Genomic DNA, 26,406 nt, shown 5'->3' with positions numbered 1-26,406 from the left:
TCGCTGTCAGGTGCGGCGAATCATACCTCGATCAGAATTTTCTGCATCAGCACCAGATCGAGCCATTGCCCCCGTTTGCGCCCCACCTCCGGCATCCGGCCGACCTCGTGAAATCCGATGGCGGCGTGAAAGGCGATCGCAGAGGGGTTGGCGGCCGAAATGCCCGCCACCAGCACATGCACACCATCAGCCCGCGCCCGTTTTTCGAGCTGTTCCATCAAAGAACGCCCCAAGCCCCGCCCCCGCGCGTCCGGGGCGAGCTGAATGGAAAGTTCCCGCGTATGAGCATAACCCGGCCCGCCGCGAAACGGGCCATAGGTGGCAAACCCCGCAATCGTGCCGTTCAATTCGGCCACCAGATACGCCGCGCCTCGGGCTACTATGTCGGCCGCGACACTTTCCGGGCTGCGTTCCGCTGTCGTGAAGGTGATCAGCGTGTCGCGGATGATGACGTTGGTGATGGCGGCAATGGCCACGGCGTCCCCGGGTCTTGCGCTGCGGACGGTCACTCCAGAACCCGCTTTCCGTGAGGAGTATCGAATTCCGCCAGCAATCCGGGATCTCCGGGCACGATTTCGACCCAATGCAGCGGTCCAAGAAGGCCGGAAAGGTCGTCGGCATGCGGGTGAGACACGATCAACCGCTTCAGCGCACAGCCACTTTGCGCCAGCATACCGGACGGGTGCAAATTGCCCTGCCATTCGATGAGCGCGGGAAACAGGTTGTCGAACGGCAAAACACCCGTGTCCGGCACCGCCATGCTCCATCGCAAATCGCCGCGCGACAATGAAATGGGTTTGCCGACTGAGTCCGGCAAGCTTGCCAGCACGGCATCCAAGCCGGCCACATGACATATCCAGTTCGTCAGGCGCGGTCTGCCGGAAAACCCGTCCAGACCGAACCAGCGCGGCCTGTCGGGCGCAGCAGCTTCGAGATCGACGGCGATGGCCTCCAGATACAACCCGTTCGCCAGCCCCAGCAGCTTGTTATACGTGCCGAACTTGTCGTGATGCCCGCCGGCCTGAAGCTTGACGCCCAATGCGGCCTCGACATGCTCGGTTGCTTCTTCCAGCGTCGACCCGGCGACAGCGATGTGGTCCAGTTGCATGGCGTACCTCCACTGTGGCGAACCCTAGCGCATTGGAATTGGCGTGCAACCGTCGGATGCGGTCTCAGATGAGCCAGACCAATCCCGACCACAATGCAGCCACAACAGTCGGATAGAAGGTTCCCGCAAAACCAAAGGCCCGCAATGGCGGCGACAGGTGGTAGCCAATCCAGAACAAAACCCGCATCACTGCAAAAGAAAGCCCCAATGCCACGGCCAGAGCCCCACCAAGCACCAGCGCGACAAAGGGCCAGACTGCCAGCGCCAGCACCAGTTGTTCAATCGTATTGGTCAATACCCGCTGGTCGATATCGGCGCCAGAGTCCGGGGCGAACGGTTCACCGTCAATGATCGCGTCGTCAAAGAAACGCCGCTGCGCCAGTCGCCCGATCATGGCGGTCAGAACCAGCCCCGGCAAAAGAAACGACGCCGGCAACGCCATCGGCAGAGGCAGAAACGGCAAATCCAGCCGCAAGGGAAAAGCGACGACGGCGAGCGCCCATAGAACGCCCGCCGCCATACCTGTCAGAATGACACCACGCTTAGCCACGCGCTTCGCGGATCAGGCGCAGGATATCCTGCGCGGCGTCCGGGATATTCGTACCGGGGCCAAAGATCGCCTTGACGCCATGGTCGTGAAGGAACTGGTAATCCTGCTGCGGGATCACACCGCCACAAATGACGATAATATCCTCGGCGCCGGCTTTCTTAAGTTCTTCGACCAGTTGCGGCGCCAGCGTTTTGTGACCCGCCGCCTGCGACGAGATACCGACCACATGCACATCGTTGTCGATGGCGTCCTGTGCCGCTTCCGCGGGTGTCTGGAACAGCGGGCCGACATCCACGTCAAATCCGATATCGGCAAAGGCAGTGGCAATCACCTTGGCCCCACGGTCATGCCCGTCCTGCCCCATCTTGACCACCAACAAGCGCGGGCGGCGGCCTTCGGCCTCGGCGAATTCTTCGATGGATTTCTGGATGGCGGCAAAGCCTTCGTCGCCTTCATAGGCCGCGCCATAGACACCGGCCAGCGTTTTTACCTCGGCACGGTGGCGGCCGAATTCCTTTTCCATTGCCATGCTGATCTCTCCTACGGATGCGCGGGCGCGTGCGGCCTCGACGGCGGCGGCCAGCAGGTTGCCGCCTTTGCGGGCGGTCGCGGTCAGGTTGTCCAGTGCCGCCTGGCACGCAGCCTCGTCCCGGGTGGCGCGGATGCGTTCCAGCCGCGCAACCTGAGCTTCGCGCACGGCGACGTTGTCGACATCCAGAATGTCGATCAGATCTTCCTGTTCCTTGCGGTACTTGTTGACGCCGACGATCACCTCATCACCGCGATCGATCATCGCCTGGCGCCGTGCGGCGCTTTCCTCGATCCGCAGCTTGGGCATGCCACTGGCCACGGCCTTGGTCATACCGCCCATCTCCTCGACCTCTTCCATCAGGGCCCAGGCCTTGTCTATCAACTCATTGGTCAGGCTTTCGACATAGTACGACCCAGCCAGCGGGTCGACCACATCGGTTACACCCGTCTCCTCCTGCAGCACCAGCTGCGTGTTCCGTGCGATGCGGGCCGAGAAATCGGTGGGTAGCGCAATCGCCTCGTCCAATGCGTTGGTATGCAGCGACTGGGTGCCGCCCAGAACCGCGCTCATCGCCTCATAGGCGGTGCGGATCACGTTGTTGTAAGGGTCCTGTTCCTGCAACGACACGCCCGAGGTCTGGCAGTGGGTGCGCAGCATCTTGGAACGCTCGGATTTCGCGCCGAAATCCGTCATCACCCGGTGCCACAACGTGCGGGCAGCACGCAGTTTGGCGATCTCCATGAAGAAATTCATGCCGATGGCAAAGAAGAACGACAAACGGCCCGCGAACTTGTCGACGTCCATCCCGGCCTCGGTCGCGGCGCGCACGTATTCGCGGCCGTCAGCCAGCGTATAGGCCAGCTCCTGCACCAGGTTCGCCCCGGCCTCTTGCATGTGATAGCCAGAGATTGAGATCGAGTTGAACTTGGGCATCTCGTTCGAAGTATAATCGATGATGTCCGAGATGACCTTCATCGACGGCTCGGGCGGATAGATATAGGTGTTGCGCACCATGAACTCTTTCAGAATGTCATTCTGAATGGTGCCGGACAGAACGGACTTGTCGTGCCCCTGCTCTTCGCCCGCAACGATGAAGCTGGCCAGAACCGGGATCACCGCGCCATTCATCGTCATCGAGACCGACACCTTGTCCAGTGGGATGCCGTCGAACAGGATCTTCATATCTTCGACGCTATCGATGGCCACACCGGCCTTGCCCACATCGCCCACAACGCGCGGGTGGTCGCTGTCATAGCCGCGATGCGTGGCCAGATCGAAGGCGACCGAAACGCCCTGCTGGCCAGCGGCCAGATTGCGGCGGTAAAAAGCGTTCGATTCCTCGGCCGTCGAAAACCCCGCATATTGCCGGATCGTCCACGGGCGCCCTGCATACATGGTGGCCTTGACGCCGCGCGTGAACGGGCCAAAACCCGGCAATGTGCCCATATGCGGCAGCTTGGCCGTGTCCGCCTCAGTGTAAAGCGGTTTGACCTCGATCCCTTCCAGAGTCGTCTTGTTCAGATCTTCAACGGATCGGCCGCGCAGTTCCTTTTCGGCCAGCGCCCGCCAGTCGTCGGTCTTGGTCATTGTGTCATCCTCTTGTCGAATCCGGTTGTGGCAGTCGCTTGCTGCCTATTGTTTTCCGATCCTGCGCGGGCAAGGTCCGCCCGTCCGCACGGCAGAATCGTTTCGTGTCCGTATCGCGCGTTATGGCTCGGGTCTGTGCTTTCGGTTGCCGGGCAGCGCTGGGACGCGACAGGGAAATTTCTGGTGCCGCCTTGCACGGCAACCCGCCCGCAGCCCAAAAATTTCAAGCCACTTCGAAATTCACCGGTCGCATTCACCCGATCAGAGGCTATATTCAACCTGACAGGAGACCAAATGACCCGAACGCTAGCCATTGTTTTAACAGCGCTTATTCCGTTTGCCGCGATTGCCGCGGATGGTGGTGCCACGCAGAACGACGATTTGATCCGGCCGGTCGGCGACAGCCACCTGGACGAGTTTCTATGGTTGAACCGGCCCATTGTCATATTCGCCGACACGCCAGCCGACCCCCGGTTCCAGCAGCAGATCGACATGCTGCGCGAAGGTGAAGACATGCTGCGCGACCGCGATGTTGTGGTGCTCACCGATACCGACCCCAAGGCGCGCTCGGCAGTACGCGCCAAACTGCGTCCACGCGGTTTCCAGATGGTTCTGGTGGACAAGGACGGCGTGGTCAAACTGCGCAAACCCTCACCGTGGAGCGTACGGGAAATCAGCCGTTCGATCGACAAGACCCCCATGCGCGAACGAGAAATCCGTGAGCGGCGCGAGAGCAACTGACCCTCGCGTCCGATCATCCGATCACGTTCCGACAAAGTAGTTCTGCCGCATTTCACGGTGTTATCCCCTGTATGCCATACGAGAGACCGAAGTTTTCCCGGTCACTCGAACTCCATGATCACTTCGTCGACGGCCAGGCTGTCTCCGGGACCCGCATTGAGCTTGGCGACGGTGCCTTTCTTTTCGGCGCGCAGGATGTTTTCCATCTTCATCGCCTCGATGGTGCACAGCGCCTGACCTTCCTGCACTTCCTGCCCCACTTCGACGTCGACCTTCACGATCAGCCCCGGCATCGGGCAAAGCAGCAATTTCGAGGTATCGGGTGGCAGTTTCTCGGGCATCAGGCGCGCCAGTTCCGCCTGGCGCGGGGTTCGCACATGCACCTTGAGGTCCGCGCCCCGGTTGCGGATGCGGAACCCGCCCGGAATCTTGCCGACTTTCAGAACCAGCGGGCTGCCATCAACATCCAGCGTGGCCAACTGGTCCCCTGGCGTCCAGTCCGAGGCGACGCGATAGGAACCACCCCCTTCAAACGTCACGGTCGAGCCCGCCTGATCCGCCGCGATCACAACATTGTAGTCATGGTCCTGGAGGCTCACGGTCCAGTGGGTGCCGACTTTGCGTTCGTGATTGTCCATCCGGCCCGAAACACGGGTGCGGCGGATCTCGGCCACCCGGTGCATGGCCGCACACGAGGCCGCGATACGGCGCAGGTCGTCTTCGTGCAGGGTCACGCCCTCGAACCCGTCAGGGTATTCTTCGGCAATGAAGGCGGTCGTCATGTCACCTTCGACGAATTTCGGATGATCCATCACCGCACTCAGGAAAGGCAGATTGTGGCCGATACCCTCGACCTCGAACCCGTCGAGCGCCACGCGCATCGCCTCGATGGCCTGTTCGCGCGTCGGCGCCCATGTGCACAGCTTGGCGATCATCGGATCGTAGTACATTGAAATTTCGCCGCCCTCGTAGACACCGGTATCGTTGCGCACGGCAGCTACGCCCTCGGGCGCATCGCCCTGCCATTTGCCATTGGCAAGCAGCGGTCCAGCAGCGGTTTCCGCAGGCGGACGATAACGGGTCAGACGGCCGATGGACGGCAGAAAATTGCGGTACGGGTCCTCGGCATAAAGCCGGTTTTCGATGGCCCAGCCGTTCAGGCTGACATCGTCCTGCGTGATCGACAGCGGCTCACCCGCCGCCACCCGGATCATCTGTTCCACCAGGTCGACCCCAGTGATCAGTTCGGTGACGGGGTGTTCAACCTGCAGGCGGGTGTTCATTTCGAGGAAATAGAAGTTCTTGTCCCCATCCACGATGAACTCCACGGTGCCAGCGCTGGCATAGCCTACCGCCTTGGCCAGTGCGACCGCCTGTTCGCCCATCGCCTTGCGCGTTTCGGGATCGAGGAAGGGGCTGGGCGCCTCTTCCACCACCTTCTGATTGCGGCGCTGGATCGAGCATTCACGCTCGCCCAGATAAATACCGTTGCCATGGCTGTCGCAGAGCACCTGAATTTCGATGTGACGCGGTTGCGTGACGAATTTCTCGATAAAGATTCGGTCATCGCCGAAGCTGCTGGCCGCCTCGTTTTTGGACGATTGGAACCCTTCGCGCGCCTCGTCATCGTTCCAGGCAATCCGCATGCCCTTGCCGCCGCCGCCGGCGCTGGCCTTGATCATCACCGGATAGCCGATTTCGTTGGAGATTTTCACGGCCTCGTCGGCGTCTTCGATCAGACCCATGTAACCGGGCACGGTCGACACATTCGCCTCCTGCGCGATCTTCTTCGAGGTGATCTTGTCGCCCATGCTTTCGATGGCGCCGACCGGGGGGCCGACAAAGGCCACGCCTTCAGCCGCCAACGCTTCGGCGAATTTCGAGTTCTCGGACAGGAAACCATAACCGGGATGCACTGCCTGAGCGCCTGTTTCGCGAATGGCGCTCATCACATTGTCGATAACGATATAGGACTGGTTGGCGGGTGGCGGGCCGATATGCACGGCCTCGTCCGCCATTTGCACATGCAACGCCTGTTTGTCGGCATCCGAATAGATGGCAACGGTTCCGATACCCATTTTGCGGGCGGTTTTGATGACCCGGCAGGCAATCTCGCCCCGGTTGGCAATCAGGATCTTGTTGAACATGGAACGTCCTTTGTCTTGGGGTGTTTCAGATGCAAAACGCCGCTTCGGACAATTCGGTCCGAAACGGCGTTCCACAGTGGTTTGGATTGGCCGGAAAAACCGGCCTGAATTACAATCTGCCGGTCAGCAGCTTTTCTGCACTTCGCAATACAGCAGGTTTCCTGCCGCGCCGGCCGCAGCGCCGACAACCGGGTCTGCGTCCAGTACGAGCGCGCCCAGCAGGCCCGCGCTGCCGCCAAAGAGCGCCTGTTCGCCTTTCGTGTCACCACAGGCGGCCAGCCCCGCACAAAGTGCAATGACCGATATGAACCGAATGTTCCGCATGAGTCCCATCCCCTATTAAAGTTTGACTGCTCACGCGTGTGTTGAAGGGGATTTTTCCGGTTCCGCAAGTCAATTCTACGGGCCGTTTCGCCATGCGCAAATCTTTGCCATGCTCCCGCGGAATTCGGCCACCAGAAAAAAGCGGGCGGGTCAATGTGGGGAACATCAACCTGCCCGCTGAAGGAAGGGGTACGGAATAGTAGGTGCCAGTGCGGCGCAGGCAAAGACGTGCCGCACGGCCCGATCACCTTGCCTTCGTCGCGGCCCGCCGCCAACACGACATTTTCGGCGACATATATTCCGGCCAGTTTCTGCCCATTCTTTGCCACCGCACGCAAAATTGCGCCGATACCGCCACGGCCAGGCTGATTGGTGTCCGCAGCCTTTGCCGTCACTTCTTTGTCAAAACCATCAATTCGCTCGTACACTGCCGTAAAGGCAACATCACAGGCGCAATTCCGGAGACCGCCGGAAAAGTTTTCATTTGTTAACAACTTGCATACCGACCTCACCGACGCGTGCGCAAACTGTGACAACCGATAAACTTGCCGTGAGGGATCCGCAAAAGACGATCTCAGGAACGTGAGTTCACACTTCGCAGACTGCGTGGAACGTTCGTTTTGCTCACTCGCAAAACAAGGACTAACAACATGATAGTAAAGACTAAAACAGCCCTTTGGCTGGCTTCCTCGGCGTGCGCGCTTGCTGCCCTTCCCGCGCTGGCTGAGGACTCTGGGGAAATCGCCGAACTGCGCGCTCGCGTGGAGGTTCTGGAAGCTTCCAAAAACGCTGCCCCGTCCGGAGATCTGAAGATTGGCAGTACCGCGCTCGATATCTATGGCTATGTCAAAGCCGACTTCTTTTACGACTTCGAATACGATCAGGGCGACACCGCATTCGTCAACGTGATCGGTGAACCGTCCGCCGCCACGGACGGGACGTTCGGCGCCACTTTGCGCCAATCGCGCCTGGGACTTCGAACCACCACGCTCACCGATATCGGCGAAATCACTGGCCAGCTTGAATATGACCTGTTTGCCTCCAACGGCACCGCCGAGCTTCGGCTTCGTCACGCAAATATCGGCATCGGAGACAACTGGCTGATCGGCCAAACCTGGACCAATTTCATGCCGCTGGACACCTATCCGACAACGGTCGAATTCAATGGCCCGGTTGGTATTCCTTTCGCCCGGGTGCCGCAGGTCCGTTTCAGCAACAAATTCGGCGGCAACACGACCTTCAGTGTTTCGGTCGAGGAAAACGTCGGAGGATCGAATTCCGACGATCCGGTCCTGACGGGTGCCGTCGAATACAACGACGGAACATATGTTGCACGCGCGTCCGCACTGTATGGCAAGGCCCAGTCCGGTTCCGTCGAGGTCGATCAGACGGGCTTTACCGTATCCGGCTCGGTCCGTCCCTGGCAGGGCGGCCTGTTTCAGGTCAACTATGTCAACGGCGAAGCGCTTGGCCCCTACCTTATCGGTCTGGGCAATGCCATCGTCGGCGCGCAGGCCAACGATGTGGACGGCTACACCGTCGAACTTCGGCAGGATCTGGGCTCCAAATGGAATGTCGGCGTCTCCTACGGCAGGGAAGATTACGACCTGCCAACCTCGACCGGCACACTGTCCTTCACCGAGTTGGAGACAATCCATGTCAACGCCTTCTACAAGGCGACGGACAATCTGACGCTCAGCGCCGAATACATCTATGGCGAGCGAAACGACGTGATCTCGGGGCAAACCTTTGACGGCAGCCGTGTTCAATTTGCCGCACAACTGAATTTCTGACGCCACATACTGGCCCTGCCCCTGATCGGGCAGGGTCATGGCGGAGTTCGCACATTGGCCAATATGTGTCGTCCCAGGAAGCACAGTCAGCCCTTCCCTTCGAAGATTTCCGGAAACGACTGCCGGGCAGCCTCCACATCGATGACCAAAAGCGCATCATAGCTCGCGGCATCGAACGGTTCCTCGGCCGGGATGACCTCGCGCCCGAACAGCCAGCTCAGCCGCCCGGCATCCAGATTGCCGCGTTCAAAAGGCTGATCGCCGAAATGTTCCCACAAGGCTTCGACAAAGGCCGCGTCCGCGCGACGGTCCGCGGCCTTGCGGTCGCGATATCTTTCGCGGCGAGTCAGCGGCGTTACCCCCTTGGGGTTGCCCCGGCGAATTGTGAACTGAAAGTCGGTGCCGGGAAGGCGGCCTGGAAATCCACGATGCTTCAGCATGGGCGAACCTCCCTGCGCGGCAATTTCGCGTGTAATAGCAACGCCATATTGGTGTTCGGTTTATTCCGGATCAAATCCCCGGTTATCGTCTGCATCATGTTTTTCGCTTTCAAAGCCGTCTGGCCCCGACAAGAGAACGGAGTCAGTGCGGAGGTTGCATTTGACATCAAAGCCCCTCCCACACGCAGGCGGCGTTTTCCAGCCTGTAGGCTTCGAAAAACTGGGTTGCGGCCTGTTGGGCCTGACCGAATTCCATCTCGCGGTCCGCCATCGAGATGATCACGCGGACCGGCTGCAAACGGTGTTTGGCGACGTAAGGCACCGCCAGCGTGTCGCAAAGGTGATCCATGTCGCTGGTTGCCACATCATGACCGATCTGCCCGGGCTCTGATCCGATTCTGGGCGCAACAAAGCGGAAGCGGACCCAAAGCTCACCCGGGTTGGTGTCCAACAGAACCTCGCTCAGCCAGACATCCTGTCCGGACGGGACCGGCAGGCTGCCTTGGGCCAGGGCGTTCGTGTTCGCGGTCAGGGACAGCAGGGCCAGCAGAAATCCGCAGCCCCGGCCCCGCCAGTGACGGACTCCTCCTGCCGGGGCTGCTGGCGCTGCGCGATGGGCGCGCGCTGACTCATGCCGGTTGGCGCGGATCATGGCGCGGTTTCATCCTGTGTGTCAAACGCTGCGGGAGAAGTGACTTCGATCAGCTCCATATCGTCAGAGTGCCGCACCTCACGATGTTTGATGCCAGGGGGCTGCAATACGCAAGATCCGGCGCGCAGCATATGTTCCCCCTGCCCATCGTACTCAAAGGCGACCCAGCCTTTGGTGACATAGACCATCTGGAAATCGAGCTCGTGAGAGTGCCATTCTCCGGGACTTTCCATCCCTGGCACCGCCCGAATCACATGGGCGCCGAATTTAGCATTGGTGGCGTCGCTGATCCCCAGATCCCGATACTGAAAAAACGCCCGCAGCCCATCGGCCGCAAACGGAGAGCTGTCCGGATGGGATATCGTGAAGGCCTGATTTTTCCAAAGCTGTGCCATGTCATCCTCCATAGAGCGGGGTTCACCCCGCCCTACCCTGTGTCTCTACAGCGGAATGTTGTCGTGCTTTTTCCAAGGGTTCTTCAACGACTTGCCTCGCAGCGAGGCAAAGGCGCGCGACACCCGGCGGCGGGTCGATTGCGGCATGATAACCTCGTCGATGAAGCCGCGCTCGGCCGCCACAAAGGGATTGGCAAAGCGGTCTTCGTAATCCTTGGTGTGGGCGGCGATCTTTTCCGCATCGCCCAGATCAGCACGGTGGATGATTTCGGTTGCACCCTTGGCGCCCATCACTGCGATCTCAGCAGTTGGCCAGGCATAGTTGAAATCGCCGCGCAGGTGTTTGGAGGCCATCACGTCATAGGCGCCGCCATAAGCCTTGCGGGTAATCACGGTGACCTTCGGCACAGTGGCTTCACCATAGGCAAAGAGCAGCTTGGCCCCATGCTTGATCACGCCGCCATATTCCTGGCTTGTTCCCGGCAGAAAGCCCGGCACATCCACAAAAGTCAGGATCGGGATTTCGAAACAGTCGCAGAACCGGACGAACCGCGCGGCCTTGCGGCTGCTGTCGATATCGAGACAACCTGCCAGCACCATCGGCTGGTTGGCGACGACGCCGACGGTCTGCCCCTCAAGCCGGATAAAACCGGTGATGATGTTCTTGGCGAAATCCTCCTGAATTTCGTAGAAATCGCCCTCATCCGCCACTTTGGTGATGAGTTCCTTCATGTCGTAGGGGGTATTGGGGTTTTCCGGCACCAGCGTGTCCAGCGAAGCTTCGACCCGCCCCGGCTCGTCAAAGAACGGACGCACCGGAGGTTTATCGCGGTTGTTGAGCGGCAGAAAATCGACCAGACGCCGCACTTCGGCCAGCGCCTCGACATCATTTTCGAATGCGCCGTCGGCGACGGAGGATTTTCTGGTATGGGTCGACGCGCCGCCCAGTTCCTCGGCCGTCACCACCTCATTGGTGACCGTTTTGACCACATCCGGGCCGGTCACGAACATATAGGAGGTGTCCTTGACCATGAAAATAAAATCGGTCATCGCCGGTGAATACACGGCGCCCCCGGCGCATGGTCCCATGATCACGCTGATTTGCGGCACCACGCCCGAAGCCATGATGTTGCGCTGGAACACTTCGGCATAACCTGCCAGCGAGGCAACCCCTTCCTGGATTCGCGCCCCGCCCGAGTCGTTCAGGCCGATGACGGGCGCACCGTTCTGCACCGCCATATCCATGATCTTGCAGATCTTCTGGGCATGGGTTTCCGACAAGGATCCGCCGAAAACGGTGAAATCCTGCGAGAACACATAAACCATGCGGCCATTGATCGTGCCCCAGCCGGTCACAACGCCGTCGCCCGCAGGCTTTTGTTCTTCCATCCCGAAATCGGTACAGCGATGCGCGACGAACATGTCGAATTCTTCAAAGCTGCCCTCGTCGAGCAGCAGCTCGATCCGTTCGCGCGCGGTCAGCTTGCCGCGCCCGTGCTGTGCGTCGATCCGTTTTTGCCCGCCCCCCAGGCGTGCGGCTTCACGGCGGTCTTCGAGCTCGGCAAGGATGTCTTTCATCGCGATTGTCCCCTTTGAAATTTGTCCGGACCATATAGTGTGTATCGCGTCACCCAAAGAAGAATTCGGCAAATTTGCAAATAGTTGGCAACTTAATCTATGCTAAATGCAAATTAGTTAATTAACACATTAACTCATCAACCGACATGGAACTGGCGCCGCCTTTCCCGTAAATGCAGAGCATGCAGTTCGATAGTGCCCAAACTCACCGTAGCCCGCCAACACTGGCGACGCTTGTTTTGCTGTCCGGGCTGTCGGCATTGGGCATGAATGTGTTTCTGCCGAGCCTGCCCAACATGACCGAATATTTCCAGACCGACTACCGGGTCATGCAACTGTCTGTGGCAGTGTATCTGGGCGTTAATGCGGGCATGCAAATCATTATTGGCCCCCTTGCAGACAAGGCTGGCCGTCGCCCTGTCATCCTTTGGGGGATTGCACTGTTCCTTCTGGCGACGCTGGGGTGCATCTATGCGCCGACTGCGGAAATTTTTCTGTTCTTTCGTATGTGCCAGGCCGTGATCGCGGTCGGTGTCGTGCTCAGCCGGGCGGCAGTGCGCGATATGTACGAACAGGACAAGGCCGCCTCGATGCTCGGCTATGTCACCATGGGCATGGCCGTGGTGCCGATGATCGGTCCGGCCATCGGCGGGCTTCTGGACGAGACGCTTGGCTGGCAGGCCAATTTCTGGCTGCTGCTCATTCTAGGTGCTCTGACCTTTCTTCTGACCTATACGGATTTCGGGGAAACCTCTCTCAAAAGCGGCAAGACCCTGGTGCAACAGTTCCGGGAATATCCGGAATTGCTTAAATCGCCACGTTTCTGGGGTTATGCGCTCGCCTGCGGGTTTTCGTCCGGTGCGTTTTTTTCCTATCTCGGCGGCGCGCCCTTTGTGGGGTCCGAGGTGTTCAGACTGAATCCCGCACAGGTCGGCATCTATTTCGGAGCGCCCGCGCTCGGGTATTTCTTCGGCAACTTCTTGAGCGGCCGTTTCTCGATGCGCGTTGGGGTGAACCGCATGGTGCTTTGGGGTTGCTGGCTGAATACCCTGGGAATTTCGCTGTCCATTCTGATTACGTTCCTGGGTGCGGATAGTGCGGTTTCTTTCTTTGGCCTGATGACATTTGTCGGCCTTGGCAACGGGATGTCGATCCCCAATGCAACCGCCGGCTCTCTTTCGGTTCGCCCGCATCTTGCGGCCACGGCCTCGGGCCTGAGCGGTGCGATCATGCTGGGCGGTGGCGCGGCACTGAGCGCACTCGCGGGGCAGTTGCTGACGCCTGAAACCGGCACACTGCCCCTGCTTTGGCTGATGTTTGCCACGTCCGTATTCGCCATTCTCGCGATCAGCGTTGTTATTTGGCGAGAAAAGCAGCTTGGCCTTTGACCGCTTGCGCCGGACGATTTGCAAAGTTAGCCTTTCACCGAGTAAATCCGCAAAGGCGCATTGATGGCCACTCAGAAACTCTATGCCGGCGCAAAGCTGCGTGAAGTTCGCACGCGATTGTCCCTGACGCAAAAGGACTTTGCCTCGAAGCTTGGCGTCTCGCTGCCCTATCTGAACCAGATGGAGAACAACAACCGTCCGATCTCGACGACCGTTGTTCTGGCGCTGGCGCAGGAATTCGGGCTGGACGTGACCGAACTCAGCACCGGTGACAGCGAGCGGTTGGTGTCTGACATGCGCGAGGCCCTGGCCGATCCGATCTTTGCCGACGCAATGCCACCGCTGGCCGATCTGCGCCTGACCGCCTCGAACGCGCCCGCACTGGCGCGCGCTTTCATCGAGTTGCACCGCAACTACCGCCAAACCCATGAGCGGCTGGCCTCGCTGGACGAGGCACTGGGGCGCGAGGATTCCCGCGTCCAAGCCAGCCCATGGGAAGAGGTGCGCGACTTTTTCCACTATTGCGACAACTATATCGACGCTGTCGATCACGCGGCCGAACGCTTTGCCGAACGCGGTGCCCCCGGCGATATTCGCACCGTCGCAATGGAAAACCTCAGTGATCGCGGCATTCATGTGGAGCTTTCCGATATCGAAGCTTTGCGCAGCTATGACGCTCCATCGAAAACCCTGCGCCTGTCCTCGCGCGCGACCCCGCAAACCCAGGTTTTTCAACTCGTGCTTCAGGTTGCTTTGCTGAGCCAGGACAAATTGCTGGAAGCGACGCTGGATTTTGCCCGGTTTCAAAGCGAAGAAGCGCGATCCATCGCCAAGATCGGCCTGGCCAATTATTTCGCTGGCGCCGCATTGATGCCTTATGGGGCCTTTCTGACTGCAGCGCAGGAGGACCGCCACGATCTGGAACTGCTCGGCAACCGTTTCGGTGCCTCTATCGAGCAGGTGGCGCACCGCCTTTCAACGCTGCAACGACCCGGGGCGAAAGGAATCCCGTTCTTCTTTGTACGCGTGGATCAGGCCGGGACCATCACCAAGCGGCATTCGGCCACTCGCCTTCAATTTGCTCGGTTCGGCGGGGCCTGCCCGCTGTGGAACGTGCACCGCGCCTTTGAAACACCGGGTCATTTCCTGCGTCAGTTGGCCGAGACACCGGACGGGGTCCGCTATATCTCACTGGCTCGAGACGTCTCAAAACCCGGCGGCTCTTTTGGCGCGCCCGTGCGCCGCTATGCCATCGCCCTGGGGTGCGAAATCCGGCATGCCGACGCGCTGGTCTACGCCGACAATCTCGACATCAACAACGCAAGCGCCTATGAGCCGATCGGCATATCCTGCCGAATCTGCGAACGAAAATCCTGTCACCAGCGCTCGGTTCCGCCGTTGGAACGCCGCCTGACCATCAACGCCGACACCCGGGGTACATTGCCTTATGAGGTCAACTGACGGTGTTGTGCCTAAAGAGCGGCCTGTGGCAACCGGGGCCAATGCCACCCTTCAGGCGGGCTTGGGAACTAGGCCTTGGACAGGATTCCCCAGATCTGATCCTTCAGCACCGCGCGTTTCTTGCGCAGTTCCACCTCGGCCATTTCTACCATCGGCTCGATATTGGTTTCGGCCCGGTGAACCGCCCGGTTGATCTCGTGATACTCCTCTGCCAGCTTCGCGAAATGCGCGTCCGACTGCTTGAGCTGGCTCATCAGATCAACCTTGTCGGGAAACTCTTCGGCCAGTTCGTGAGGCGTGTGAGACATCCTGTTCGCTCCTTGTCTTGATGTTACCAACAACAGCTAGTCAGTCCCGAACGCGCGCTCTTTGACCCGGATCAAATCGAAAGGGAAAACACCTCTTTTCTCAGCGCTGTGTCACTTTCCACTGCGGATGCAACCAAGGCTCGTCATTGGCGCGCGGCAGCGGGTTGCGGCCCAGAAGGTGATCGGACACTTTCTCGCCCACCATGATGGACGGGGCGTTGAGGTTGCCGTTGGTAATCTGCGGAAAGATCGAGCTGTCCGCCACCCTGAGGCCGTCGACGCCGATCACACGACCTTCGGGATCGACAACGGCACCGGGATCGTCCGCGCTGCCCATCCGGCACGTACCGCAGGGGTGATAGGCGCTTTCGGCGTGTTTAGCTATGAAGCCGTCGAGTTCTTCATCCGACTGAACTGCCGCGCCCGGTTGAATTTCCTTTCCGGCGAACGGCTTGAACGCATCCTGCAAGAATATCTCGCGCGTCAGGCGGATGCAGGTGCGGAAGTCTTCCCAATCCTCGTCTTGGCTCATGTAATTAAAACGGATAATCGGCGCATCTTCGACCCGCGCAGAACGCAGAGTGACGTTGCCGCGCGATGGCGAACGCATCGGGCCGACATGAGCCTGAAATCCGTGCCCCTCGGCGGCGGCCTGTCCGTCATAGCGCACGGCAATCGGCAGAAAATGGTACTGGATGTCGGGGTACTTCACCCCCGGCCTTGATCGGATAAAGGCCGCGCTTTCGAACTGGTTCGAGGCGCCAAGACCCGTTTTGGTGAACAGCCACTGTGCCCCGATCGCGCCTTTGCCGATAAGGTTCCAATACTTGTACAGGGTCACCGGCTGGATCGCCTTCTGCTGGATGTAGAGCTCCAGATGATCCTGCAGATTGGCTCCTACTCCCGGACGGTCGGCAACCACATCGATCCCGTGCTCGGCAAGATGCGCACCGGCGCCGATACCCGACAGCATCAGAAGTTTGGGCGAGTTGATGGACGAGGCCGCCACAACGACCTCGCGCCGCGCACGGATCACTTCTTTTTTTCCGCCACGCAGAATTTCGACGCCCCTCGCTTTGCCGCCTTCAATGACGATCCGGGCCGCCAGCCCGCGAATGACGTCGCAGTTCGGCCGTTTCAGGGCCGGCTTGAGATAGGCATTGGCCGCCGACCAGCGCCGTCCTTTCCAGACGGTCTGCTCCATCGGGCCGAACCCTTCCTGCTTTTCGCCGTTATAATCGCCGGTGACCTCATAACCCGCCTGTTGACCGGCCTCGACAAAGGCTTTGAAAAGCGGGTTCGACCGCGGTCCGCGCGTTACGTGCAAGGGGCCGTCCGTGCCGCGCCACGTGGGATCGCCGCCGTGTCCGCCATCGTGCCACGTCTCCATCCGCTTGAAATAGGGCAGCACGTCCGAATAGGCCCACCCGCTGGCGCCCATCTCGGACCAGGTATCAAAATCCATTGCGTGACCGCGCACATAGACCATGCCATTGATCGAAGACGACCCGCCGATCACCTTGCCCCGCGGACAGGCCAGACGCCGGTTGTTCAGATACGGCTCGGGCTCGGACTGATATCCCCAGTCATAACGCGACATGTTCATCGGATAACTGAGCGCAGCCGGCATCTGTATGAACGGACCGGCATCGGTGCCGCCATACTCGATCACCAGCACCGAGGACCCGGCTTCGCTCAGTCGATAAGCCATCGCACAACCGGCAGACCCTGCGCCAATTATGACAAAATCAGCTTCCATATTCAGTTCTCCCTGGCTTCGGGGGCCAAGATTTTTCGTCAAAAAATCTCATCCTCCGCAACCGTGATTTTCCAAAATGTGCAGAGGTCACTCGCCACGCGGGAAGCGCTGGCTTTCCTCTAGGTTGTCCAGATTCATGTGGTTGCGCATATAGCGTTCCGAAGCCTTCTGAAGCGGCTGGTAATCCCACGGGAAATACCCTCCCTGCCTGAGCGCCTCATAAATCACCCAGCGGCGGGCCTGACTGGCACGGACCTCGGCATCGAAGCGATCGAGATCCCAGCGTGCTTCGGACTTGGCCCTGAGCGTTTGCACCGTGCCCGCATGAGCAGGATTATCCGCCAGATTTGTCAGTTCATGCGGGTCGGAGTGCAGATCGAAAAGCTGATCGGGGTCCAGCGCACATCGATTGTATTTCCACCTTCCGTAGCGAATCGACACCAGAGGCGCATAGGATGCCTCGGCCGCGTACTCCATCAGAACCGGTTCAGTCCGCTCTTCACCATTGGCCAGCGGCACAAGGCTGTGCCCGTCCGTCCAGGGTTCAAGCTCTTTCATGTCGACGCCGGCCAGCGCGCCCAAAGTGGGCGTCACGTCGATGGTCGAAACCGACGTGTCGATACGGCCTGCGGGCATGTCAGGTGCAGAAATCATCAGCGGCACCCGCGCCGAGCCTTCGTAGAAGTTCATCTTGAACCACAAGCCGCGCTCGCCCAGCATGTCACCATGGTCGGAAACGAACAGGATAATAGCCTTCTGCCGGGTGGTTTCCAGCACCTCGATAATCTCGCCGATTTTGTCGTCAAGATACGAGATATTGGCAAAATAGGCGCGGCGGGATTTCCGGATGTCCTCCTCGGTAATGTCGAAGCTTCGCCAGTCATTGGCATCGAAGATGCGCTGCGCGTGCGGGTCCTGATTGTCGTATCCCAGATCCGCCACCTGCGGCAGCAGATGCTCGCACTCCTCGTAAAGGTCCCAATACTTGCGGCGCGCCACATAGGGGTCGTGCGGATGTGTAAAGCTGACGGTCATGCACCACGGGCGGTCATCCTTGCCGCGGGCCAGATCATAGAGCTTGGCCTTGGCATTGTAGGCGACCTCGTCGTCATATTCCATTTGGTTCGAAATTTCGGCCACCCCCGCGCCCGTCACCGAACCCATGTTGTGATACCACCAGTCGATACGCTCCCCCGGTTTTCGATAGTCGGGCGTCCAGCCGAAATCGGCGGGATAGATATCGGTGGTCAGACGATCCTCGAACCCGTGCAGCTGATCGGGCCCGACGAAATGCATCTTGCCAGATAGAGCGGTGTAATAGCCCGCCCGGCGCAGGTGGTGGGCATAGGTGGGGATGTCGCTGCGAAACTCGGCAGCGTTGTCATAGACCCCGGTGCGCGAGGGCAGTTGCCCGGACATGAAGCTGGCACGCCCCGGCGCGCAAAGAGGCGATGCGGTATAGGCATTGGCAAACCGCGTCGAACGTTCCGCCAGCTTCTTCAGGTTCGGCGCATGAAGCCAGTCGGCGGGACCGTCGGGAAAGAGGGTTCCGTTCAACTGATCCACCATCAGGATCAGAATATTGGGCCTTGTCATTTTTCAGCCTCGATAAGGGTGTTGAGAACGCGCAGCGCGTGATTGACCGCAAGCTCAGGCTTTTCCGGGGCGCTCAGCGCCGCCCGGATATAGAGACCGTCAATCAGGGCGATCATGTTTTCGGCGGCTTCAACCGGATCGTCCAGCAAGGGCCGCAATGCGTCGACAAGATTTGACCTGATACGCGACTGATAGATTTGCCACAGACGCAGGGCGTCATCATTGGTTTGGGCCAGAACATAGAAGGTCATCCAGGCGGCAATCACGTCCGGAGTGAAACAGGAAGGGGCGAAACAGGCCCGAATGATCGCCTGCGCGCGCGCTTCTTTCGGCGCGGCCTTGAGTTCCGATCGGGCCTCTTCTCCGAAATCCGACAGGATGCGCCGCATGGCGGCCAGAAAAATCTGCTCTTTGCCGCCAAAATAGTGATGCGCCAGCGCGCTGGACATACCCGCACGTTTGGCAATCTGGCTGACGGTGACATCAAGCGATTTTTTCACGCCAAGCTCGGCGATGGTCGCCTTCACGATCGCATCGCGCCGGATCGGTTCCATTCCGAGTTTCGGCATGCCTGCCCCTTTTTGAGCTACGGTAGTGGTAGAAACGCTAAAAGGATTTTATTGACTCGTCAATCAATAACCGCCCGAGCGTTCACATTCCGCCATCAATCCGCTCAGAATTTGGTTTCAAGATTGGCAGGCGTGACAGCGCGGCGGTACAAGACGGCCTCGCGCCAGGTCATGAAACTGATGGCGCTCAAAATAAGCGTTCCGCCTGCGATCACCCAAAAATCCACCTTTTCGCTGAATACCAGCGCACCCAGCAGCGTTGCCCAGATAAGCTGCACGAAGGTCACGGGTTGTGTCACGGTGATGGGGGCCGCCTGCATAGCGAGGGTCATGAAATAGTGCCCGCCGGTTGCAAAGCAGGCAACCAGAAACAGGCCACCCAGATCCTGCCAGCTAGGCGTTGTCCAGACCGAAACCGCAAACGGAATCAATGCGACAGTGACCCAGATCGACAGATGCGCCACAACCACAGAGGGGCGAAGATCCTGAACCAGCATTTTCGCAATCAAATACGATCCGCCCAACATCAACGCCGTTCCCAGCATGGCCAGGTGCCCCGGCGACACCTCGCGAAATCCGGGGCGCAGGATGATCAGGACACCAATCAGAGCGACTGAGATCGCGGCCAGCCGACGCAGGGCAAGGCGTTCGCCCAGGAACAGAACGGCCCCCAATGTGACGTAAATCGGTGTCAGATAGTTCATCGCGGTCACTTCCGCCAACGGGATCTGCGTCATTGCGAAGAACCACAACATGACCGCAATCGCATGGATAACGCCCCGAACCCCGACCAGTGTCCAGTGTTTACGGGTCAATCGCGCCGACAGGATTGCGGGCATCACCGGGATCAGAAACACAAGGCCGAGCAGATATCGCAGGAACGCCGCCTGAATTGGATGCAATGACGTTCCCATGGACTTGACCATGGCCGTCATCATTACAAACGAAATGCCTGCTGCCAGCATCCAGAAAATGCCGGCAAGGGGTCGGGATTGGGCGGCGATCGTTGTCATGTGAATGGTTCAACACGCAATTGAACGCCGGAGCAAGACTTCACATCGCGATCAGCTTCCACGCGATGCCAAGCATGACCAGCCCGATCACCGTATCGAGGAATTGCCATGCCCGCGGGCGGGCAAAGAACGGGGCGACCAGCCGGGCGCCATATCCAAGCGAGAAAAAGAAAACGAAGCTGGATGCAACCGCCCCCAGGGCAAATCCAATCCGGTCGTCATATTGCGCAGAGATCGAGCCCAGCAAGATCACCGTGTCCAGATATACATGCGGATTGAGCCATGTGAATGCAAGAACCGTCAGCATTGCGGCTCGTAAGCTGATTCGCTGATGGGTGTCGGTCCGCAGTACCCCACCTCCCTTCCAGGCCAGCCACAAACTACGCACGCCGTAACAGATCAGAAACGCCGCCCCGCCGTACCGCATGACCGCCTCGAAACTCGGCGCGAGTTCCGCCAGCGCCCCGAACCCAGCAACCCCGGCTGTTATGAGTATTGCATCGGAAAGGGCGCAGGTCAGGCAGAGGGCGAAGACATGTTCGCGCCTGAGGCCCTGACGCAGGACAAATGCATTCTGCGCTCCGATCGCGAGGATGAGGCTGAACCCGAGGGTAAAGCCGGGAAGGAAGGAAACAAGCATGGGCGCTCCTGAAGGTTGCAGGAATTGACTAGCCATGCTCGGCCCGCGTATCAAATTAAAGATGATCATTCAAATTAAGAACCACTAATGAAGCTTGATCCCAATCAGTTGGATGCTCTGTCGGCGATACTTCGGTTGGGGAGTTTTGATGCCGCGGCCGACGCGCTGACCGTGACACCTTCGGCGGTTTCCCAGCGCATCAAGGCGCTGGAAGAAAGAGTCGGGACATCGCTGGTCCATCGTGGCCCGCCGTGTACCGGAACGGCGGCGGGACTGAGGCTTGCCAAACACGCCGAGGACGTCCGGTTGCTGGAAGCGAATCTGAGCCGGGATTTGTCTCTGGACCAAGGTCCGGGCCCGACCCTGCTGAAAATCGCGGTTCCCGCCGACAGCCTCGCGACCTGGTTCATCGAGGCCATGGCCAGCGTCGATGACATGCTGTTCGACCTGATTGTCGACGATCAGGATCATTCCGCGGAATGGCTGCGTCGGGGAGAGGTCAGCGCCGCGATCACCGTGGGGGGAATACCGGTCACCGGATGCGACGGACATCCGCTGGGAACCCTGCGCTATATCGCAACGGCCAGCCCGGATTTCATGCGGCGCTGGTTTGCCGACGGTGTCACACCCGCATCATTGGCAAAGGCCCCCTGCTTGACGTTCAATCGCAAGGATGGGTTGCAAAAGGCCTGGCTGGCCGCCAATGCAGGGGCGCGTGTCAACCCGCCATCCCACTATCTCCCATCCACACATGCCTTTGTCGACGCTGCATGTGCCGGGATCGGCTGGGGCATGAATCCCGAACCTCTGATACAGGACCATCTCCGGACAGGCCGCCTGCGCGCGCTTGTGCCCGGCAGTCCTCTGGATGTGCCTTTGACCTGGCAGGTCAGCCGCGTCATGGCTCCGGCGATCAAAAGACTGACCCGGGCGGTCAAAACCGCTGCGGCGCATGGGTTGCAACCAGACTGATCTCGCCGGATAAACGACCGAACCAACTGGAGAACATGCCATGTTTTCGCGCGACGCGCTGAGCTATGATCCAATCCCCCTGCCCGACCGGAACGACCTGTCCGATGCCGAAATGGTCACGGCGGCGCAGGCGTTTCACGAGGTCATGCGCAGGCGCCACACCGTTCGCGACTATTCCGACCGCCCGGTCCCGCGCGAGGTGATAGAAACCTGTCTCCGCACAGCGGGCACCGCTCCGTCGGGCGCCAATCATCAGCCTTGGCATTTCGCTGCTGTATCCGATCCCGCCCTGAAACAGCGCATCCGTGAAGAGGCAGAAGAGGAAGAGTGCCGTTTTTATGCAGGTGGCGCCGGTGATGAATGGATCAAGGCGCTTGAGCCGATCGGCACCAATGCGGTCAAGGAACATCTGACCGTGGCCCCCTGGCTGATTGTGGTCTTCGCCCAGCGGTGGGGTCAATTCGCGGACGGAACCCGTTTCAAGAATTATTACGTGCCCGAAAGCGTCAATATCGCCACGGGTTTCCTGCTGGCGGCGCTGCACCATGCGGGCCTCAGCACGTTGACCCATACGCCGAACCCCATGCGATTTCTAAACGACGCGCTGGATCGTCCAGCTTCGGAAAAGCCCACGATGATCATTGCGGTGGGGCATCCGGCCAAAGATGCCACGGTCCCTTCGGTGGCCAAACTGAAGAAACCGCTGAAAGAAATATCGTCGTTCTTTTGACTGGGCACTTTGCGGCCAGCCGGCCCCGGAGGCGCCGTAGGGATCGCTCGCAACGTATCAACGCACGACCTCGTCGCGCTTTGGATCAGCTTCGACAAAACGCATACACGCGACGGCCGCGAAAATACTGGCCGCCACGATAAAAACTATCGCCCACACGACTTCGTGAATGTGAGCGACCGCGGCCAGCGCAGCCCCCACGATCACGGCGACCAATCTGGATGCGCTTTTGATAACTGCCGAGGCCTTGATGCGCTGGTTTTCCGGGGCGATGTCCATGAAATACAGCCTGCGTGCCCCACCTGCACCGGTCACGGCGATAGTAGCTACGAACAGGGCTATCGAATGCGCGCGCACGTTGTGATCAAGCCCGCCAAAATGCATTGCGATCAATGACAGACCGGTTGCCGCCACCAACAGCGACCCGGCGATCATGACCACCCGATGCGACTTCATGTTTACAACATGCCATAACGGTGCCGCCACAAGGTAACCGGCGGCCGAAGAAATAATCAGCGCCGTCAAACCCTTGGCCGAGGTGTGGTGAGATTCCGCAGCGATCAAAGCAAAGAAGGGAACGGCAAGGGCAATCACCACCAGCGGCAGGCGCAGAGCCATGTAGTTTCGAAACCAGCTTTCGCCAAACAAAGCCCTTGCATCCGCCAGAAAGGAAACGAACGTCTCCTTGGGCGATCTTCGGGTTCCCGAAGACGACAAAGGTTCGCCAGTCAATTCTCGCACCGACATCACGATGATTGCGGAAAACAGGAAACAAACAGTGGCAATGACAACCACGGCTGAATGGCGTTGGAAAGGCGGCTGATCCTTGGTGAATTCATGGATTGTCAGGGTCAGGGCGATTGCACCGACGCCGCCAAGCCCGAGTTGCAGGTAGTGTTGCCAGATGCGCGCTTTGGAATCCAGGTGATTGCTCAGAAAGTCCACGAGCATCAGACCCTGCAATTCTTCGACCAACCCGATTACAAAAAACGCCGCGACAAATGCGACGGCCGCCATAAGCACATTGCCGGTGGCCGCGACGAGAACTGCAAGCAGAAGGCAGGAACCAATGGCAATTTCGCAAAACGCCAAGGCGCGTTTCTTTTCCGACTTTGCCGCGATCACGTCGGACAGGAAGACATCTCCGATCATGCCGCCCAGCTTTCGGATGGAAACCAGCGCACCGGCAAGTAGCATTGGCAGTTCCAGGGACACCGCCAAAAAAGGCATGACGACAGCAGGGCTACCCATGGTCCACGCAACTTGAGAAAGGACGCTTTGGCCGGTCAGTGCAGACATGTTGCGGCGGCGAAAATCCCGGCGAACCGAACTCATGAAGTAACCTTTCGGATGTGCCGACCCTCTCTCATTGATGGTAACCTCCGACGTTTTCGACGCCTCCGCCTCAAAGTACACGGTTCCCGAGATTCAACCAAGGAACGAAAAAAGAAAGCCCGGCCATGGCCGGGCTTCTTTGCGTCTTCGATCTAAACTCGGATCAAAGCTGTGCCATGACCTCGTCGGAAGCCTCGAAATTGGTGGTCACGCGCTGTACGTCATCGTCATCTTCCAGCGCATCCACCAGCTTCATCAGACGCTGCATATCCTCCAGCCCCAGCTCGGTGGTGGTGGTGGGTTTCCAGACCAGCTTGGTCGATTCCGACTCGCCCAAAGCGGATTCAAGCACGTTCGAAACCTCGTTCAGTTCAGTGTCGGCGCACCAGATGATGTGGCCGTCTTCCGAGCTTTCGACATCCTCGGCCCCCGCTTCGATCGCGGCTTCGAAAATGGCGTCGGCATCGCCTGCCGTCGCAGGATAGACAACCTCGCCCTTGCGCTCGAACATGAACCCGACCGAGCCTGTTTCACCCAGGTTGCCGCCATTCTTGGAAAAGGTCGAACGGACAACCGACGCGGTACGGTTGCGGTTGTCTGTCATCGCCTCGACGATCACCGCCACGCCGTTGGGGCCATAGCCTTCGTACCGGATTTCTTCGTAATCGTCGCCTTCGCCTGCAACCGACTTCTTGATCGCACGGTCGATCACGTCCTTGGGAACCGAGTTCGACTTGGCTTCTTTCACCGCCAGACGCAGGCGAGGGTTCTTGTCGGGATCGGGGTCGCCCATCTTGGCGGCGACGGTAATCTCTTTCGACAGTTTGGAAAACAGCTTGGACCGCGCGGCGTCCTGACGCCCCTTGCGGTGCTGGATATTGGCCCATTTGGAATGGCCTGCCATGTTGCGTCCTCGTCATGATTGCGTGTTCGGCGCTCATATAGACGTTTGCAGGGGGCAGGATCAAGAGAGCGGCTTGCCGGTACACGCTCTCGGGCTATGGTGAGCGAATGACAACGGATCAGATCATTCTTTTCGCCCTTTTCATTTCCGTCTTCGGCCTGCTGTTGTGGGGCCGGTTCCGATACGACCTGGTTGCCTTTGCCGCGCTGATGGTTGGCGTGGTACTGGGGGTGGTTCCCGTCGACAACGCATTTGCCGGGTTCGGCCACCCCGCCACCATCGTGGTGGCGCTGGTTCTCGTGGTCTCGGCCGGGCTGGTCCGTTCAGGGGCCGTGTTCCTGATCACGCGGACGCTGGTGGACGCCTCACGCGGCCTTGGTGCGCATATTGCCCTGATGGGAGGGCTGGGAGCGGTCTTGTCGGCCTTCATGAACAATGTGGCGGCCCTGGCCCTGCTGATGCCGGTTGATATCCAGACCTCGCGCAAGACCGGACGCTCGGCGGCATTGTCGCTGATGCCACTCAGCTTTGCCACCATCCTTGGCGGTATGGCCACATTGATCGGGACGCCGCCCAACATCATCATCGCCTCGTTCAGGAGCGAGGCTCTGGGCGAGCCATACCACATGTTCGATTTCGCGCCGGTCGGCGGGCTGGCCGCCATTGCCGGGCTGATTTTCGTTGCGCTGATCGGCTGGCGGCTGATCCCGGACCGCGGTGTGCAAGCCGACACGTCGGATGCGCTGGCAGAGTACATCGCCGAGCTCACCGTTCCCGAAGGCTCGCCACATATCGGCAAACGCCTTGCTGAACTGGACGAGACCGCCGAGAAAACCGATGTTGCCATCCTTGGCCTGATCCGAAACGAAAAACGGCGCTATGGCCGGGCGGCGAATGCCGTACTCGAACCCGGCGATACGCTGGTGCTGGAAGCCACGCCCGAAGCACTGGACGAGTTTCGTGCCGCGGTCAGCCTCGATTTCTCGGACATCCATCGGCAACAGGCGCTGAGCGCCGCCGGCGAAGGGTTGGAAGTGCTGGAAGTGGTGGTTCCCGAAACCGCCCGCGCCACCGGACGGACGGCGCAGGGGCTTGGCCTGACATGGCGTCAAAGCACGGTGCTGATGGGTATTTCGCGACAGGGCCGGAGGATCACGAAACAGGTACGCAAGACCGAGATCGAGCCCGGCGATATCCTGCTGCTGCTCTGCCCCCGCGACCATGGCGCGGATGTGACCGAATGGCTGGGCTGTTTGCCCCTGGCGGAACGCGGGCTGAACGTGACGGCGAATGAAAAGGCGGGGCTTGCCATCGGTTTGTTCGCCGCTGCTGTTCTGGCCGCAAGCGTCGGACTGATCTATCTGCCCATCGCCCTGGGGCTTGTCGTCATCGCCTATGTTCTGACCAAAATCCTGCCGATCGACCAGATTTATGATCACATCGAATGGCCCGTCGTTGTCCTGCTGGGGTCGATGATTCCGTTGGGGGCCGCTTTGGAGACATCCGGCGGAACCGAACTGATAGCGAACGCCCTGCTGTCGATGACCAGCGGTATGCCCGCGTGGGCCATCCTCACGATTCTGATGGTGGTGACGATGACGCTGTCGGATGTGCTCAACAACACGGCAACGACCATCGTTGCCGCGCCCGTGGGTATTCAGATGGCGCAAACGCTTGGCGTGTCCGCCGACCCGTTCCTGATGACCGTAGCGGTCGCCGCCTCGGCCGCATTCCTGACCCCGATCGGGCACAAGAACAACACACTGATCCTCGGCCCCGGCGGATATCACTTTGGCGACTACTGGCGCATGGGCCTGCCGCTGGAATTGTTGATTGTCGCCGTTTCCGTGCCCGCGATCCTTCTCTTTTGGCCATTGTGACCGG

General features: G+C 59.6%; 25 protein-coding genes. 7 read left to right on the top strand and 18 right to left on the bottom strand.

All coding sequences use genetic code 11. The annotated features are described in order from the left end of the window. Positions 1-20: 20 nt before the first annotated feature. The 4 genes from ACR0AO_RS02360 to scpA all read right to left on the bottom strand — a co-directional run bounded on the left by ACR0AO_RS02360 (position 21) and on the right by scpA (position 3,777). Entirely contained in the window at positions 21-509 is a 489-nt protein-coding gene (locus ACR0AO_RS02360; RefSeq protein WP_480599474.1) for an N-acetyltransferase family protein, read from the bottom strand. After that, on the bottom strand, positions 506-1,108 hold the full coding sequence (locus ACR0AO_RS02355) for a VOC family protein (protein ID WP_480599471.1): 603 nt from the start codon (positions 1,106-1,108) through the stop codon (positions 506-508). Before ACR0AO_RS02355 ends, ACR0AO_RS02360 begins: the two co-directional genes overlap by 4 nt. A 64-nt stretch (positions 1,109-1,172) precedes the next feature. After that, positions 1,173-1,658, bottom strand: coding sequence for an MAPEG family protein (locus ACR0AO_RS02350; protein WP_480599468.1), 486 nt, complete (start codon positions 1,656-1,658; stop codon positions 1,173-1,175). Continuing rightward, positions 1,651-3,777, bottom strand: a complete 2,127-nt coding sequence (gene scpA, locus ACR0AO_RS02345) for a methylmalonyl-CoA mutase (RefSeq protein ID WP_480599465.1) — start codon at positions 3,775-3,777, stop codon at positions 1,651-1,653. Before scpA ends, ACR0AO_RS02350 begins: the two co-directional genes overlap by 8 nt. Before the next feature lie 294 nt (positions 3,778-4,071). Here scpA and ACR0AO_RS02340 point away from each other — a divergent pair, with 294 nt between their 5' ends. Further along, positions 4,072-4,518: a DUF4174 domain-containing protein gene (locus tag ACR0AO_RS02340; RefSeq protein ID WP_480599460.1), complete on the top strand. Its 447-nt coding sequence runs from the start codon at positions 4,072-4,074 to the stop codon at positions 4,516-4,518. A gap of 101 nt (positions 4,519-4,619) precedes the next feature. Here ACR0AO_RS02340 and ACR0AO_RS02335 read toward each other — a convergent pair whose 3' ends face one another. Together ACR0AO_RS02335 and ACR0AO_RS02330 are read right to left on the bottom strand one after the other, a co-directional pair. Next, a complete protein-coding gene (locus ACR0AO_RS02335; protein WP_480599456.1) occupies positions 4,620-6,665 on the bottom strand; it encodes an ATP-binding protein in 2,046 nt (681 codons plus the stop codon). A gap of 123 nt (positions 6,666-6,788) precedes the next feature. Further along, positions 6,789-6,989 carry a hypothetical protein gene (locus ACR0AO_RS02330; protein ID WP_480599453.1) on the bottom strand — a complete coding sequence of 67 codons (201 nt, stop codon included), beginning with the start codon at positions 6,987-6,989 and terminating at the stop codon, positions 6,789-6,791. A gap of 650 nt (positions 6,990-7,639) precedes the next feature. Here ACR0AO_RS02330 and ACR0AO_RS02325 point away from each other — a divergent pair. Next, complete coding sequence (locus ACR0AO_RS02325) at positions 7,640-8,782, top strand: DcaP family trimeric outer membrane transporter (protein WP_480599450.1); 1,143 nt, start codon at positions 7,640-7,642, stop codon at positions 8,780-8,782. An 86-nt stretch (positions 8,783-8,868) separates the two neighbouring features. Here ACR0AO_RS02325 and ACR0AO_RS02320 read toward each other — a convergent pair whose 3' ends face one another. The 4 genes from ACR0AO_RS02320 to ACR0AO_RS02305 all read right to left on the bottom strand — a co-directional run bounded on the left by ACR0AO_RS02320 (position 8,869) and on the right by ACR0AO_RS02305 (position 11,847). Beyond that, positions 8,869-9,222 carry a hypothetical protein gene (locus ACR0AO_RS02320; protein WP_480599447.1) on the bottom strand — a complete coding sequence of 118 codons (354 nt, stop codon included), beginning with the start codon at positions 9,220-9,222 and terminating at the stop codon, positions 8,869-8,871. A 166-nt stretch (positions 9,223-9,388) separates the two neighbouring features. Continuing rightward, entirely contained in the window at positions 9,389-9,874 is a 486-nt protein-coding gene (locus ACR0AO_RS02315) for a DUF6497 family protein (protein ID WP_480599444.1), read from the bottom strand. Then, a complete protein-coding gene (locus ACR0AO_RS02310) occupies positions 9,871-10,269 on the bottom strand; it encodes a cupin domain-containing protein (protein WP_480599442.1) in 399 nt (132 codons plus the stop codon). The genes ACR0AO_RS02315 and ACR0AO_RS02310 overlap by 4 nt, the downstream gene beginning before the upstream one ends. Before the next feature lie 45 nt (positions 10,270-10,314). Further along, on the bottom strand, positions 10,315-11,847 hold the full coding sequence (locus ACR0AO_RS02305) for an acyl-CoA carboxylase subunit beta (RefSeq protein WP_480599439.1): 1,533 nt from the start codon (positions 11,845-11,847) through the stop codon (positions 10,315-10,317). Positions 11,848-12,029: 182 nt separating this feature from the next. Here ACR0AO_RS02305 and ACR0AO_RS02300 point away from each other — a divergent pair, with 182 nt between their 5' ends. Both ACR0AO_RS02300 and ACR0AO_RS02295 read left to right on the top strand, forming a co-directional pair. Then, on the top strand, positions 12,030-13,235 hold the full coding sequence (locus ACR0AO_RS02300; protein WP_480599436.1) for a multidrug effflux MFS transporter: 1,206 nt from the start codon (positions 12,030-12,032) through the stop codon (positions 13,233-13,235). A 63-nt stretch (positions 13,236-13,298) separates the two neighbouring features. Further along, entirely contained in the window at positions 13,299-14,696 is a 1,398-nt protein-coding gene (locus ACR0AO_RS02295; RefSeq protein ID WP_480599430.1) for a helix-turn-helix domain-containing protein, read from the top strand. Positions 14,697-14,764: 68 nt separating this feature from the next. Here the strand turns inward: ACR0AO_RS02295 and ACR0AO_RS02290 are convergent, their stop codons facing one another. The 6 genes from ACR0AO_RS02290 to ACR0AO_RS02265 form a co-directional block, all read right to left on the bottom strand. Beyond that, entirely contained in the window at positions 14,765-15,004 is a 240-nt protein-coding gene (locus ACR0AO_RS02290; RefSeq protein ID WP_480599426.1) for an HP1242/YdcH family protein, read from the bottom strand. Positions 15,005-15,104: 100 nt separating this feature from the next. Further along, positions 15,105-16,763, bottom strand: a complete 1,659-nt coding sequence (betA, locus tag ACR0AO_RS02285; RefSeq protein WP_480599423.1) for a choline dehydrogenase — start codon at positions 16,761-16,763, stop codon at positions 15,105-15,107. Positions 16,764-16,850: 87 nt separating this feature from the next. After that, positions 16,851-18,359, bottom strand: a complete 1,509-nt coding sequence (betC, locus tag ACR0AO_RS02280) for a choline-sulfatase (RefSeq protein WP_480599416.1) — start codon at positions 18,357-18,359, stop codon at positions 16,851-16,853. Continuing rightward, entirely contained in the window at positions 18,356-18,928 is a 573-nt protein-coding gene (betI, locus tag ACR0AO_RS02275) for a choline-binding transcriptional repressor BetI (protein WP_480599413.1), read from the bottom strand. Before betI ends, betC begins: the two co-directional genes overlap by 4 nt. Positions 18,929-19,032: 104 nt before the next feature. Continuing rightward, complete coding sequence (locus ACR0AO_RS02270; RefSeq protein WP_480599410.1) at positions 19,033-19,941, bottom strand: DMT family transporter; 909 nt, start codon at positions 19,939-19,941, stop codon at positions 19,033-19,035. Positions 19,942-19,981: 40 nt separating this feature from the next. Further along, the gene (locus ACR0AO_RS02265) at positions 19,982-20,581 is read right to left on the bottom strand and encodes a LysE/ArgO family amino acid transporter (RefSeq protein WP_480599407.1); all 600 of its coding nucleotides are present in this window, start codon (positions 20,579-20,581) and stop codon (positions 19,982-19,984) included. An 87-nt stretch (positions 20,582-20,668) separates the two neighbouring features. Here ACR0AO_RS02265 and ACR0AO_RS02260 point away from each other — a divergent pair, with 87 nt between their 5' ends. Both ACR0AO_RS02260 and ACR0AO_RS02255 read left to right on the top strand, forming a co-directional pair. Next, on the top strand, positions 20,669-21,553 hold the full coding sequence (locus ACR0AO_RS02260) for a LysR family transcriptional regulator ArgP (RefSeq protein ID WP_480599404.1): 885 nt from the start codon (positions 20,669-20,671) through the stop codon (positions 21,551-21,553). A gap of 40 nt (positions 21,554-21,593) precedes the next feature. Beyond that, positions 21,594-22,283, top strand: a complete 690-nt coding sequence (locus ACR0AO_RS02255) for a nitroreductase family protein (RefSeq protein ID WP_480599401.1) — start codon at positions 21,594-21,596, stop codon at positions 22,281-22,283. Between the two features lie 57 nt (positions 22,284-22,340). Here ACR0AO_RS02255 and ACR0AO_RS02250 read toward each other — a convergent pair whose 3' ends face one another. Continuing rightward, the gene (locus ACR0AO_RS02250; protein WP_480599398.1) at positions 22,341-23,618 is read right to left on the bottom strand and encodes an MFS transporter; all 1,278 of its coding nucleotides are present in this window, start codon (positions 23,616-23,618) and stop codon (positions 22,341-22,343) included. A gap of 163 nt (positions 23,619-23,781) precedes the next feature. Continuing rightward, positions 23,782-24,522, bottom strand: coding sequence for a YebC/PmpR family DNA-binding transcriptional regulator (locus ACR0AO_RS02245; protein ID WP_480599395.1), 741 nt, complete (start codon positions 24,520-24,522; stop codon positions 23,782-23,784). 107 nt (positions 24,523-24,629) lie between these two features. Here ACR0AO_RS02245 and ACR0AO_RS02240 point away from each other — a divergent pair, with 107 nt between their 5' ends. Further along, positions 24,630-26,402: an SLC13 family permease gene (locus ACR0AO_RS02240; protein ID WP_480599392.1), complete on the top strand. Its 1,773-nt coding sequence runs from the start codon at positions 24,630-24,632 to the stop codon at positions 26,400-26,402. Positions 26,403-26,406: the final 4 nt, after the last annotated feature.

Source organism: Ruegeria sp. AF8 (genome assembly GCF_056541825.1).
This window is presented reverse-complemented; position numbering and strand designations above follow the sequence as displayed.

Coding starts and splice junctions, on each gene's coding strand:
- ACR0AO_RS02290 (WP_480599426.1), bottom strand. CDS start 15,004: ATGTCTCACACGCCTCACGAACTGGCCGAAGAGTTTCCCGACAAGGTT.
- ACR0AO_RS02325 (WP_480599450.1), top strand. CDS start 7,640: ATGATAGTAAAGACTAAAACAGCCCTTTGGCTGGCTTCCTCGGCGTGC.
- ACR0AO_RS02255 (WP_480599401.1), top strand. CDS start 21,594: ATGTTTTCGCGCGACGCGCTGAGCTATGATCCAATCCCCCTGCCCGAC.
- ACR0AO_RS02330 (WP_480599453.1), bottom strand. CDS start 6,989: ATGCGGAACATTCGGTTCATATCGGTCATTGCACTTTGTGCGGGGCTG.
- betA (WP_480599423.1), bottom strand. CDS start 16,763: ATGGAAGCTGATTTTGTCATAATTGGCGCAGGGTCTGCCGGTTGTGCG.
- ACR0AO_RS02295 (WP_480599430.1), top strand. CDS start 13,299: ATGGCCACTCAGAAACTCTATGCCGGCGCAAAGCTGCGTGAAGTTCGC.
- ACR0AO_RS02335 (WP_480599456.1), bottom strand. CDS start 6,665: ATGTTCAACAAGATCCTGATTGCCAACCGGGGCGAGATTGCCTGCCGG.
- ACR0AO_RS02245 (WP_480599395.1), bottom strand. CDS start 24,522: ATGGCAGGCCATTCCAAATGGGCCAATATCCAGCACCGCAAGGGGCGT.
- ACR0AO_RS02270 (WP_480599410.1), bottom strand. CDS start 19,941: ATGACAACGATCGCCGCCCAATCCCGACCCCTTGCCGGCATTTTCTGG.
- ACR0AO_RS02260 (WP_480599404.1), top strand. CDS start 20,669: ATGAAGCTTGATCCCAATCAGTTGGATGCTCTGTCGGCGATACTTCGG.
- betC (WP_480599416.1), bottom strand. CDS start 18,359: ATGACAAGGCCCAATATTCTGATCCTGATGGTGGATCAGTTGAACGGA.
- ACR0AO_RS02310 (WP_480599442.1), bottom strand. CDS start 10,269: ATGGCACAGCTTTGGAAAAATCAGGCCTTCACGATATCCCATCCGGAC.
- ACR0AO_RS02265 (WP_480599407.1), bottom strand. CDS start 20,581: ATGCTTGTTTCCTTCCTTCCCGGCTTTACCCTCGGGTTCAGCCTCATC.
- ACR0AO_RS02240 (WP_480599392.1), top strand. CDS start 24,630: ATGACAACGGATCAGATCATTCTTTTCGCCCTTTTCATTTCCGTCTTC.
- ACR0AO_RS02320 (WP_480599447.1), bottom strand. CDS start 9,222: ATGCTGAAGCATCGTGGATTTCCAGGCCGCCTTCCCGGCACCGACTTT.
- ACR0AO_RS02355 (WP_480599471.1), bottom strand. CDS start 1,108: ATGCAACTGGACCACATCGCTGTCGCCGGGTCGACGCTGGAAGAAGCA.
- betI (WP_480599413.1), bottom strand. CDS start 18,928: ATGCCGAAACTCGGAATGGAACCGATCCGGCGCGATGCGATCGTGAAG.
- scpA (WP_480599465.1), bottom strand. CDS start 3,777: ATGACCAAGACCGACGACTGGCGGGCGCTGGCCGAAAAGGAACTGCGC.
- ACR0AO_RS02315 (WP_480599444.1), bottom strand. CDS start 9,874: ATGATCCGCGCCAACCGGCATGAGTCAGCGCGCGCCCATCGCGCAGCG.
- ACR0AO_RS02300 (WP_480599436.1), top strand. CDS start 12,030: ATGCAGTTCGATAGTGCCCAAACTCACCGTAGCCCGCCAACACTGGCG.
- ACR0AO_RS02340 (WP_480599460.1), top strand. CDS start 4,072: ATGACCCGAACGCTAGCCATTGTTTTAACAGCGCTTATTCCGTTTGCC.
- ACR0AO_RS02250 (WP_480599398.1), bottom strand. CDS start 23,618: ATGAGTTCGGTTCGCCGGGATTTTCGCCGCCGCAACATGTCTGCACTG.
- ACR0AO_RS02305 (WP_480599439.1), bottom strand. CDS start 11,847: ATGAAAGACATCCTTGCCGAGCTCGAAGACCGCCGTGAAGCCGCACGC.